Annotated in this window: 8 protein-coding genes; 7 read left to right on the top strand and 1 reads right to left on the bottom strand. The window is 55.7% G+C overall.

Going from position 1 to position 12,656, the window contains the following annotated elements; all coding sequences use genetic code 11:
• The first annotated feature begins 177 nt into the window (after positions 1 to 177).
• Positions 178 to 2,556: an efflux RND transporter permease subunit gene (locus tag ABD949_RS23800; protein ID WP_345247693.1), complete on the top strand. Its 2,379-nt coding sequence runs from the start codon at positions 178 to 180 to the stop codon at positions 2,554 to 2,556.
• A gap of 119 nt (positions 2,557 to 2,675) precedes the next feature.
• Here ABD949_RS23800 and ABD949_RS23805 read toward each other — a convergent pair whose 3' ends face one another.
• Entirely contained in the window at positions 2,676 to 2,978 is a 303-nt protein-coding gene (locus ABD949_RS23805) for a DUF4286 family protein (protein ID WP_345247695.1), read from the bottom strand.
• A 92-nt stretch (positions 2,979 to 3,070) separates the two neighbouring features.
• Between ABD949_RS23805 and ABD949_RS23810 the strand changes: the two genes are divergently transcribed.
• From ABD949_RS23810 to ABD949_RS23835, 6 genes are all read left to right on the top strand, one after another.
• Entirely contained in the window at positions 3,071 to 3,508 is a 438-nt protein-coding gene (locus tag ABD949_RS23810; protein ID WP_345247697.1) for a cytochrome B, read from the top strand.
• Positions 3,509 to 3,512: 4 nt separating this feature from the next.
• Positions 3,513 to 4,262: a TIGR04283 family arsenosugar biosynthesis glycosyltransferase gene (locus tag ABD949_RS23815; RefSeq protein WP_345247699.1), complete on the top strand. Its 750-nt coding sequence runs from the start codon at positions 3,513 to 3,515 to the stop codon at positions 4,260 to 4,262.
• A 76-nt stretch (positions 4,263 to 4,338) separates the two neighbouring features.
• Entirely contained in the window at positions 4,339 to 6,471 is a 2,133-nt protein-coding gene (locus ABD949_RS23820; protein WP_345247701.1) for an outer membrane protein assembly factor BamB family protein, read from the top strand.
• A 103-nt stretch (positions 6,472 to 6,574) separates the two neighbouring features.
• Positions 6,575 to 7,318, top strand: coding sequence for an NUDIX hydrolase (locus ABD949_RS23825; RefSeq protein ID WP_345247703.1), 744 nt, complete (start codon positions 6,575 to 6,577; stop codon positions 7,316 to 7,318).
• Between the two features lie 276 nt (positions 7,319 to 7,594).
• Positions 7,595 to 10,864, top strand: coding sequence for a SusC/RagA family TonB-linked outer membrane protein (locus tag ABD949_RS23830; RefSeq protein ID WP_345247705.1), 3,270 nt, complete (start codon positions 7,595 to 7,597; stop codon positions 10,862 to 10,864).
• Between the two features lie 18 nt (positions 10,865 to 10,882).
• Positions 10,883 to 12,475: a RagB/SusD family nutrient uptake outer membrane protein gene (locus ABD949_RS23835; RefSeq protein ID WP_345247707.1), complete on the top strand. Its 1,593-nt coding sequence runs from the start codon at positions 10,883 to 10,885 to the stop codon at positions 12,473 to 12,475.
• Positions 12,476 to 12,656 lie beyond the last annotated feature (181 nt).

Raw genomic sequence — 12,656 nt, forward strand, 5'->3', positions numbered from 1 at the left:
GGTTACCTTTCTCTGCCGAATCACTGGCTAACCAGTACCAAAAAACGGCGAATAGACAAATTTCTAACTAAGCTTGTATTATATCAAGATAAGTTCCCGCACGGGACCGTCCTAATTTTGTTTCGTAAACCCGGCCCCCTTTTGTAACTTGCGCACCCGACCCACGTACCGTATTCCATGATCTGGCACCGTATCTCTACATTTATCCTCAAAAACCGGGTGGCTTTGCTGGCAGGGATTCTGGTGGCAACTCTTTTTATGGCTTATCAGGCAAGCCGCGTCCAGCTCTCCTACGAGATGGCCAAGATTCTGCCCAGGACTGACCCGGACTTTGCCCTGTACGAAGAGTTTAAAAGCCGATACGGTGAAGATGGCAACGTGATGGCCATCGGTGTGGATACCGATAAGATGTACACGCTGGCGTTTTTCAACGACTGGTACGCCCTGAACCAGCAGATTAAGCGATTCGACGGCATAAAGGATGTGGTATCCAACGCCAATCTGTTCCGGATTATCCGCGACGATAGCCTGAGCCGGTTCCGGTTTGTGCCCATCGTAGCCCGCCCGCCCACCACACAGGCCGAGGTCGACAGCATCCGCAGCAGCATTGAATCACTCCCTTTTTACGAAGGGTTTGTGTCAGGCGGTGCAGGTAACCATGCACATCTGATGGCCGTTACCTTTGACCAGAAAAAACTGAACACCAAAAATCGCATCGACATTGTCCGGGGCATTAAACGGACGGTGCAGGCGTTCGGCGTCCGGCATAATGTACCGGTTCACCTGTCGGGTATGCCCTACATCCGGACCGAGTTTACAGCCAAGGTCAGCAGCGAGATGATGCTGTTTATGGCGCTGGCGTTTGTGGTCACGGCCATTATTCTGCTGGCCTTCTTCCGGTCACTCCTGGTGGCGCTCATCGCCATTGGCGTAGTGGGTGTCGGCGTAATCTGGTCGGTGGGCTACATTGTGCTGTTTGGGTATAAAATAACGCTGCTGACGGGGCTGATTCCCCCATTGATCATTGTCATTGGGGTCCCGAACGCAATCTTTCTGCTGAATAAGTACCACGAGGAACTGAGCCGCCACGGCAACCAGATGCGGGCACTGAGCCTGGCCATCGAGAAGATCGGCGAGACCACCTTCTACGCCAACCTGACCACCGCGATTGGTTTCTTTGTCTTCTACTTTACCAACAGTCCGCTGTTACTGGAGTTCGGTATGGTAGCGTCCCTGGGGGTGCTGACTACCTATGCCATGTCGCTCATCCTGATCCCGATTGTGTTCAGTTACCTGCCGGTACCCTCGGAGAAGCAGCGCGGCCATCTGGACAGCAAACACATCACCCGGTTTTTACGGTGGGTAGATCATATTGTTCACCACCGCCGGCCGGTTATCTACTCCATCATCGGTATTGCCGTAGTAGCCTCCATCATTGGCCTGACGCGCATCACGGCCATTGGTTACGTGGTGGATGATTTGCCCCACAACGATCCGATCTATACCGATCTGAAATTTTTCGAGAAGAACTTCAGGGGTGTCATGCCGTTTGAGGTATCCATCGATGCCGGGCAGGACGGCCGGGTGCTTAGTCCCCAGACGCTCACCAAGATCCGGCAGATGCAGCGGGAGTTTGAGAAGTACGCGGAGTTTACGCGGCCCATCTCCATTGTTGAGGCTGTCAAGTTCTTCTACCAGGCTTACCGCGGTGGCGAATCAAAATATTACATTTTGCCGCCGGCCCTCGAAATGAGTAAACTGGCGGCCTATGCCCCACAACTCAAAGGCTCCGAAAATCGCTTCAAAAGCCACCTCGACAGCAACCGCCGGTACACACGGGTCAGCTTCCAGATGGCCGATGTGGGCACCGTGCGTATAAAAGAATTGGTGAGTACGCTGCAACCCAAAGTCGATTCCATCTTCAACATCGATCGGGAGACCGGTCAGCGCGTCGCCGAAGACGAGCAGTATACCGTAAACCTAACGGGAAACAGCGTCGTGTTCACCCGAGGTAACGATTACCTGCTGACAAACCTGGAAGAAAGTACGGCGCTGGCTATCGTGCTGATCTCCATTATTCTGATCGCCCTGCTGCGCGACATCCGGATGAGCCTGATCGCCATTTTCCCCAGCCTGGTGCCGCTGCTGATTACGGCGGGTATCATGGGGTATTTTGACATTCACCTGAAGCCCTCCACCATCCTGATTTTCAGCATTGCCTTTGGCATTTCGTCGGATGGCACTATTTACTTTATTACCAAGTACCGCGACGAGCTCCGCAACAGCAAGGTCAGCATCAGCCAGGCCATATCGCACACGATCCGGTATACGGGCATCAGTATGTTCTACACGGCCATTATCCTGTTTGCCGGCTTCGCCATCTTCGGAGCCTCCACCTTCCAGGGCACCGTGGCCCTGGGCATACTGGTCTCCATTACCCTGCTGATGGGTATGGCCTCCAACCTGATTCTCCTCCCCGCTTTTCTGATGACGGTAGATAAGCGACGCAGCCGGAAGAAAGCCGTAGGTAATGGGCAGTTTTCAGTAGGCAGTTAAATTTTACCCCCGGCCTGAAGGGAGCCCGCTGGCGCACATAGCTTCGCAAAAGCCATTATAAGCGTCAGCAATAGGTATGCGCCAGCGGGCTCCCTTCAGGGCGGGGGGTAAAATTACAATCAAGCCTCTTCCAGCAGGCTCCGGAAGCTCACAAACTTGTTCGGGTAGCGGTCGAGGACCTTTTGCTGAAGGGCCGGGGAGTACCGTTCGTGGTAGATGACATACTCCTTCAGCGTGTTAAACGTGTACTGAAAGGTATACGTAGAGCCGCCGTTTTCTACTTCGGTCAGCAGTCGCAGCACCTTACTGGCAACCGGGATGCCGGTGGCCATCACTTCCGGCACATGCTCTTCCTTCATCCAGCGGAGCCATTCTTCTTCAACGGCTTTGTCGATATTGATGGTGACGTTGTACAAAATCATAACAGGCTAACAATCGTTTTTCGCCGAAAGTTGAGCATTTGGTTGTTTCTTTGCCGAAGAAATCCATTCGATTACTTAATCGCTACCACAGCATGCTCTACAACATACTGCTTCACGCCCACTCCGGGCTTCGTTGGTTAGTTCTCATTCTGTTACTGGCGGCCATTGGCGTGGCGTTCAGCAAATGGCGCTCACGGGACGAGTACGCAGCCTCAGATAACAAACTATACGTTTTGGCAATGGTCTTAACGCATGTTCAGTTACTGATCGGTCTGATTCTTTACTTCATCAGCCCTAAAGTTGACTTCGGCATGATGAGCGAAAAGATCTATCGCTTTTACACGGCTGAACACACGGTCGGTATGCTGATTGCCATCGCGCTGATCACCGTTGGACGCTCCCGCTCACGCAAAGCGGCCAATGCGGTTGATAAGCACCGTTTCGTTTTTGTTTTCTACGGCCTGGGCCTGCTGGTTATGCTCCTTTCCATCCCCTGGCCCTTCCGAATCCCCGGCGCAGGGTGGTTTTAGAAGTATGACAACGGTATCCATCATTATTCCGACACTGAACGAAGAAAAAGCCCTGCCGCGCACACTGCGGCAGATCCGGCAGCTTTTTCCGGCTCCGGTGGAGGTTATTGTGGTGGATGGCGGCAGCACCGACCGGACCATTCAGCTGCTGCGCGCGCAGCAGCTGAATATGCCTTTGCTTAAAATTCAGCATAGCCAGGTTGCCTGCCGGGCGGCACAGATGAACCAGGGAGCGACGGCCGCTACCGGCAATATTCTTTGTTTCCTGCACGCCGATACCACTTTACCTGATGATGGTCTGGCCGTGATGCAGCAAACCCTGGCCGACCCGCACACGGCAGCCGGCGGGTTTATTTCGCTGATGCGGGGCCCCATGCGTACGCGCTGGCTAACGTCGTTTCACAACTACGTTAAAAGCTACTACGCGCCCTTGCTGTTCCGGCCGCATCTGTTCTTTTTCAAGGGAGCCCGGCTGCTGTTCGGGGATCAGGTGATCTTTTGCCGCCGGGCGCAGTTTCTGGCCTGTGGCGGCTATACCGATGACCTGCCGATTATGGAAGAAGCCGATTTGCTGCTGAAACTGGTTCGGTTTGGTCGCATCCGGCAGGTTAACCGGGTGGTAGAATCGTCGGACCGGCGAGTGGAGAAATGGGGCTTCTGGCGGGCCAACGCTATTTTCCTGTATGTAGGTTTCCTGTGGGGGGTCGGCTACTCGCCCGAAAAACTCAGGCGGCTGTACGCGGATATTCGCTAAACTTACCGGGTGGACTAGCAAAAAGCTGGATAAAAGCCGTTTCATTTAGTAAATTTCGGCTTTATACCCTGACCTTATGAAACGATTGCTCCTGCCGGTCGGCGCGTTGCTCGCGCTGGCCTTCTGGCTACCTGCCTATACCCCTTCCCTGGAGAACACCGCAGCCTCAGACCGTGAATGGCCCGAATACCTCGGTGGCCCAGACCGCAATCACTACTCCACCCTAACGCAAATCAACACCGGCAACGTACAGAACCTCCAGGTGGCCTGGACCTACTCGGCCCCCGATACCGGCCAGATGCAGGTAAGCCCCATTATGGTCGACGGGGTTTTGTACGGAGTGACGGCTGCGGTACAACCGTTTGCGCTTGAAGCGGCCACCGGTCGTCAGCTCTGGCTCTTTTCAGGTAATAAAAATAAAAATGGCCTTAGCACCAGCCGGGGGGTTACCTACTGGAGCGACGGAGCCAGCGATAAGCGGATTCTGTATACGGCCGGTGAATGGCTCTATGCGCTGGACGCCCGCACCGGGCAGCCGGTTCCTTCGTTTGGCGAGGCCGGCCGGGTGAGCCTTAAAACCGGTCTGGGTGAAACAGCGAAGAACAAATTTGTCATCTCCAACACCCCCGGCACCCTCTATGGGGATCTGATTATCATGCCGATGCGGCTGTCAGAAGGAGCCGATGCCGCACCCGGTCATGTGCAGGCCTTTAACGTCCGGACGGGTAAACTGGCGTGGGTGTTCCATACCATTCCGCAGCCGGACGAATACGGGTATAACACCTGGCCTAAAGATGCCTACAAAAACACCGAAGTGGGAGGTGCCAATAACTGGTCGGGTATGTCGATTGACCGTCGGCGCGGCATCGTGTATGTACCAACGGGTTCGGCAGCGTTTGACTTCTACGGCGGCAACCGCAACGGACAAAACCTGTTTGCCAACTGCCTGCTGGCGCTGGATGCCAAGACAGGAAAGCGCTTGTGGCACTTCCAGTTTGTGCACCACGATGTGTGGGACCGTGACCCGCCCGCACCACCGAACCTGCTGACGGTTACGCAGAACGGCCCCGACGGCCGGCCCCGCAAAATCGATGCCGTAGCGCAGGTGACCAAATCCGGCCACGTATTCGTCTTCGACCGGGTAACGGGTAAGCCCCTGTTCCCGATCAAAGAGGTACCGGTACCAGCCTCCGACCTCCCCGGCGAAACCACCTGGCCAACCCAGCCGCTGCCGGTAAAGCCGGCTCCCTTTGCCCGTCAGTCGCTTTCGGATGACGATGTCAACCCCTATTCAACCAGCCGCGACTCCCTACAGGCCATATTGCGCCGGGTACGCAAGCGCCTGTTCGAACCGCCAAGCAAGCAGGGTACCATCGTTTTCCCTGGCTTTGACGGTGGCGCCGAATGGGGTGGAGCGGCCGTTGGCCCCGATGGTATCATGTACGTCAACTCCAACGAGATGGCGTGGATACTAACGATGCTGGACGCACCCAGGCAGGATGCGCTGGCCCACCTGAGCACCGGTGCGCGGGTGTACACGCAAAACTGCTCCTCCTGCCACGGAGCCGAGCGCAAAGGTAACCCCCAGGGCGGCTATCCGGCCTTAACCGACATTAATCAGCGTCGCGACCGGGCGTATGTCCACCAGATCGTCAGCCACGGCAAGGGCATGATGCCCGGTTTTACGCAACTTTCGGCCGCCGAGAAGCAGGCGCTGGTTGCCTTCCTGTTCGGCGACGAAAAGCAGGAAGCCACGGCGGCTCCGGCAACCAGGCAACCGTATGTTCCCTACAAAATCACCGGCTACATCAAGTTTCAGGATGCAAAAGGTTACCCGGCCATCAGCCCACCCTGGGGAACGCTCAACGCCATTAACCTGAACACCGGCGAGTACGTCTGGAAAATTCCCTTCGGTGAATTTAAGGAGCTAACCGCTAAAGGTATTGCGCCCACTGGAACCGAAAACTACGGGGGACCGGTCATTACCGCCGGAGGAGTACTGTTTATAGGGGCCACCAAAGACGAGATGTTCCGGGCGTACGAGATGAAGACGGGCAAACTGCTCTGGCAAACCCAACTCCCCGCTGGTGGTTACGCAACGCCCTGCACGTATGAAGTAAACGGCAAACAGTATGTGGTAATAGCCTGCGGAGGCAACAAGATGGGCACCAAAAAAGGGCATCAATATGTTGCCTTTGCGCTGCCGTAAGAAAAAGGCTCAACCGGTCTTTAACCGCGTACTTGCGTCCCCTTTAAAAAATCGCATACCTTAGGTGTATTTTTTACACGTATTCCAGTCACTATAATTCACCATGTACGGATACGCCGATAAAACCTTTGCCCGTCAGCCGCAGGATACGGTGCCGGAATACCACGGCGAGGAACCCTCTTTTCATCATACCGTAGATTGTGTCATTTTAGGCTTTCACCGCACCGAATTGCACGTCCTGCTCCACCGGTTTCCGTATAAGCCCTACAAAGGGCACTGGGCGCTGCTGGGCGGTTTTGTCACACCGGAAATGAGTCTGGACGAAACCGCCCTGCAAACCGTACAGCGCCTGACGGGTCTCGATAATATTTATATGGAGCAGGTGTACACCTTCGGCGAGGTACGCCGGGTGCCCACCGAACGGGTAATTACCACCTGCTATTACGCCCTGATTCGGGTGGAACCCACGCTCGAACAGCTATCGCCCCAATACCAGGCTACCTGGCATCCGCTCTCCCAGATTCTCAACCTGGATCTGGTGTACGACCATCCCACAATGCTCCGGAAAGCCATTGACCAGTTGCGCCTGCGCATACGGCTGCAACCCATCGGCTTCGAACTGCTGCCCGAAAAGTTTACGATGACCGAACTGCGGCAATTGTACGAATCCATTCTGGACCGCCCGCTCGACAAGCGGAATTTTAACAAGAAGGTGTTAGCCATGAACCTGCTGCAGAAGCTGGAGGAAAAACAGAAAGACACCTCCAAGCGAGGTGCCTTCTATTACGAGTTCGATGCCGACCGCTACCGCGAGTACCTCGAAAAGGGATTCCTTTTTGAACTGTAAGGTACCCAGCTGGTGCCATCAAAGGGCACCCATCTCCCGAATTTTCCTTTTATAAACGTCCTAAGAAATATTTATCCTTTTCTCACTTGGATTAATCAACCTGCGCATTATTTTTGAGTGTAAAATTTACACTCATTTATCTGGCTATATCCCTTATAAAAGAAGGAAACTGGCCAATAATTGCTTTTTTGTCTGTTCTTTTTATTGGTGTAATTTTTACACTTAATGTCGTGAATTCAATACAACCAACCAATTCATCTTCTTCACCCATTCACTATGAAAAAAAACGTACTCTGGCTACTCCTGTGTCTGGTGATACAGGGCGTTCAGGCTCAAACACAACGCAGCATTCGGGGCACGGTCTTCGCCGATAACGGTGGCGAGCCGCTGCCGGGCGTAAGCATCACCATCCGCGGTACCACCACCGGTACTACCTCCAACGGTGAGGGCAGTTACACACTTACTGTTCCAGCTAATGCGGTGCTGGTGTTCAGTTACATCGGCTACGCCAGACAGGAAGTTCCCGTCGGCAACCGCTCTACCATTGATGTACGGATGATGGCCGATACCCGGCAGTTATCCGAAGTTGTAGTGGTAGGCTACGGTACACAAGTGAAGCGGGACGTAACCGGAGCCGTATCGACCGTGAAAGGAGCCGAACTGGCCACGCTGCCTGTTCCCTCGTTCGATGCCGCCCTGCAGGGACGGGCGGCCGGTTTGCAGGTGACTCAGGCCAGCGGAGCGCCCGGTGGCGTTGTCCGAGTGCTGGTGCGAGGTACCAGTTCTATTTCGTCGGGTACGGAGCCGCTGTACGTGATCGACGGCATGGTGATCTACCAGGACATCAGCGGGATTGGTTCAGGGCGCACCAGTAACACCCTCAATCCGCTCTCCAACCTGAACCCGAACGATATTGAAAGCATTGAAGTGCTGAAAGATGCAGCTGCTACAGCGATTTACGGATCACGAGGTGCCAACGGGGTAATCATCGTCACGACAAAAACCGGTAAGCGCGGGCAGGCCCGCACCACCATCGACCTGAACCGGGGGGTATCCAATGCCGTAAAAACCATCGATTATGCATCGGGGTCGCAGTGGCTGCAGTTGGTAGACGAAGCCCGGCGCAACAGCATCGGGTTCGGTATCCCGGCCAATCAGGAGAAGTTTGACCCGATGGTGCTGTCCAACAACGCGCTGCCGACACCAGCCGGTATCAGCGGTGCGCAGTTCGGACCGCTCCCTACCTGGAATCGGCAACTGGCTGAGCAGACGAATACCAACTGGGTCGACCAGGTTTTGCAACAGGGCCAGATCACGGAGGCCAACCTGTCGACGAGCAACGGTTTCGACAAAGGAGCGTTCTTCATCTCCGGCCAGTACCGCGACGAAGAAGGTGTCCTGAAAACGCATCGGCTGACCCGCTACGCAGCCCGCGCCAACCTCGATTTCTCACCCACGAATAAGATCCGGGCCGGGGCCAAAATAAACTTCTCGTACCTGCAGTTCAGCCAGCCGCAAATCGGTATCGGCAACAATGGCGGGGGGATAGGTCGCCAGAACTTTGGGGCAACCGGCGGCTGGGGTCAGGCGAACCTGGGCTCCCTGCCGATTATGCCGGTCTACAATCCTGACGGTACCTACTTTGACCCGCTGCGGGGGCGTAACGTGGTGGCCGGCCAGGACCCATCTAACTTCAGCAACCTGAACTACCAGAACCGCACCATCGGTACCGCCTTTGTGGAATACACCCTGCTGCCAGGTCTGGCCATCCACGGTGAAGCGTCGGCCGACTTCCTGAACTCCAACGGCATTTACTGGGCCAGCGACGTGATTCGCTACAACCGCGTGGCGCAGGAAGAAGGACGGTTCGTCAACAACCGCAGCGCCAATATTTATGCCACGTTTAACCGGCAGTTCGCCGAAAAACACGAACTGCAGGCCACGGCCGGCTACGAAATTCAGAAGACGGTACAGCGCCGGCAGGACTATGCCTTTGAGGGCGTAGTGGGTAATCAACAGGAGATCGGGGAGATTGCCAACGGGGCCACCCAGTTTGTGGTGGGCGTATCGGGTATTTTTGGCGATCAGTTTTTCCGGTCTATGTTCGGGCGGGTCAACTACAAGTACAACGACCGGTATCTGCTGGGACTGAGCTTCCGGCGCGATGGCTCAACCGCCTTCGGTCCCAACAACCGGTACGGTAACTTCCCGGCGGCCTCAGCCGGCTGGATCATCTCTAGTGAGGAGTTTGCCCAGCAGTCGTCGTTCCTGCGCCAGTTTAACCTGCTGAAACTGCGGGCCAGCTACGGTCAGACGGGTAACGCCAACATCCGCAGCTTTGCTTACCTGAACAACTACGTCAACTGGCCGGTGTACGGTCAGTCGGCCGCCCTCGGCTTTAGCGTACTGGCGAACCCCGATATCCGCTGGGAGAAGAACGAACAGATGGATGCCGCGGTCGAATTCGGACTGCTCAACAACCGGCTGTCCGGCTCCGTTGGGGTCTACAACCGCGTATCCCGCGATATGCTGCTGAACGTACCGGTTGCGCCGAATGTGGGGATTGGTCCCGGTAGCTCGGTGGTGATTACCAACATTGGCGACCTGCGCAACCGAGGCTTTGAGTTGCAACTGGGAACCGTCAATATCGACCGGGGTGGTTTCCGCTGGACGACCGATTTTAATTTCTCGACCGTCAACAACAAAATTTTGAAACTGACCCCTCAGTTTCAGGTACTGCCGAGCGGCTCGCTGCCAATAGCCACGGGTATTCAGCAGGGCGTGTCTATCACCCAGATTGGAGGCCGGTTGTCGACTTTCTACCTGGCCGAATACGCCGGTCTCGACAGCGAAGGATTTGAAACCATCTACGAGATTGACCAGAATGCACTCCGTCAAACCGGCAAAACCGTGAAGACCGGTAATATGCTGCGGGCTACCCAGGCCAACATCAATGCCAACCGGATTGTGCAGGACGGCAAGACCGCGCTGCCCACCTGGTTTGGTGGTCTGACCAACACGTTCAGCTACAAAGGCATTGAGCTGAATACCCTGTTTACCTTCCAGGGCGGCAACTATATCTACGACAGCCACGAAGAAAGTACGGTTTATGTCCGGACCGGTGCTAACGTCATCCGGGCCGATGTGATTGGTAACACCTGGTCGGAGTCGAACAAGAGTGCGATCTACCCGAAGCCGACCTGGAACCTGCGCGACAATAATCTGAATGCCAATGGACAGCCGGCTCCGCAGACGCTGGGCACCCGCACCACCCGCTTTTTGTACAAAGGCGATTTTCTGCGGCTGAAGACCCTGCAGTTATCGTACACGCTGCCCCGCTCGGTTGTCGGCCGGCTGAAAATGCAGAACGTCCGCATTTACGGCAACGCCCAGAACCTGCTGACCTTCACCCGCTACCCCGGTCTGGACCCTGAACTGGTCGTGTTGGGCGACTCACAGACCCGGAACCTCGGGCAGGGCTTCGTGGGCAACTTGCCGTTGCCGCAGGTGCGGGCGTACAATGCCGGTATCAGTGTAACCTTCTAATCTTAAAGACGCTACAGCATGAAATCCATAAAAATAAGTGTACTGAGTCTGCTGCTGCTGGCCGGCACTACCGCCTGCGAAGAGAAGTTTTTCGATTCGGCCCGCCAGCAAACCAATCTAGCCACCGACCAGTGGGGCAGCACCGTTGACCTGGAGCGCCTGGTAGCTGGTGCGTACTACGGCATCAGCGGCTACGAAGGGTTCCGGGGCTTACATGGCCTTCAGTTTACCCACGAGGCCCTGTTCTCCGATCTGGGGCTGCTGCACACCGCCGGCGTTACCGACGACTGGTCGCAGGACCTGTATGCCCGGAAAAACAACCGCAACGACATTTCGAACTACGGCAATATGTGGCTGGGTGCCTACCAGTCCGTAGCTCTGGCAAATGAGGTAATTGGCTGGGTAGAGAAAAACGGGCCCTTCAAAGACCAGTACGGCCCGGTCTGGACCGACCGGCTCGTGGGCGAGTGTTATTTCCTGCGGGCGTGGGTGTATTTTACGCTGGTACGGATGCACGCGCCGGCCTACGGGGCCAACAACAGCGCCCCGGCCATTATCCTGAACACCAAGCCGTCGAAGGAGCCGTTTGCCAATCCCGGCCGCGCCACGGTGCAGCAGGTGTATGATCTGTTGCTGGCCGATCTTGACCAGGCCGTTAAGCTGCTGCCGGAGACCTTTAACCCGCAACGCGATCCGAACGAATACCAGGACCGAGCCACCCGCGATGCTGCCCGTTTTCTGCTGGCGCGGGTTCACTTCCAGATGAAAAACTACGCGAAAGCCAAAGAGCAGGCCGATATCCTGATCAACTCCGGTCGTTACCCGCTTACGGACGACCCGATTGAAGCCTGGAATAAAACCGGCTTGGGTGCTAAAGGTAAAGAAGTGGTCTGGCAGTATGTGCAGTACAACACCGCGCAGCAGCAATGGAAAGGATCACCCGCCGGGGCCTATATGGGTTTTACGGCACGGGGTAACGCTACGCAGATCAACGGCGGGCGCATTATCTCAGCCTCCGATGCGTTCCTGAAAGCCGCCGGCTGGACACCGGATGAGTTTACCATCACCAACGTACCGGCCAACCGGCCACCGGCTACGCTGGGTACCCAGGCCAACTTTATCATTAACCACCCCGATAAACGGCTGACACAGCTCTGGCGGGCTATTCCGGCTGGTTTTGATCCGCGCTCGGAGTATAACTCGTATACCCGTACCTACGTGTGGGCTAATAAATGGAACCGCCTGAATGCGCCGGCAAACAACAACCTGTTCAGTCTGCCCCTGATGCGCATCGCCGAAATGTACCTGACGCGGGCCATCATCCGCTTCCGCGACAACGACCGGGCCGGAGCCGCCGAAGACATCAATGTCGTTCGTCGACGGGCTGGTATCCCCACGATTACAGCCGCCACGCTGACCGAAGACGATATTCACGTGGAGCGCATGCGCGAGCTGGCCTTTGAAGACGACCGGCTGTATTACCTCCAGGCCCTGAGCCTGCCCATTCCGGCGGGTGACCGCGCCGGCGAGCAGCCCCTCGACTGGAAAAGCGACCGGTTTGCCATGCCCCTGCCGGCCCGCGAAACCGACCTGAACCCGAACGCCCGGTAAGTGCCTGTTTAATCGCTGTACCTGAAGGTAACGCAGACAACGTTTATCCTTCAGGTGCAGCGTTTTTGTCCCCCTCGCTACTAATTGACTCTGTAAGTAAGATTTTGTAACTTTCGCAAAAGAGCGAATAATGACAATCATAATTAATAAAAATACATCACCTGAAGAGCTAAAGGCCATC

Origin of the sequence: Nibrella saemangeumensis, from assembly GCF_039541915.1 — a bacterium.
In the GTDB taxonomy this organism is placed as follows: domain Bacteria; phylum Bacteroidota; class Bacteroidia; order Cytophagales; family Spirosomataceae; genus Nibrella; species Nibrella saemangeumensis.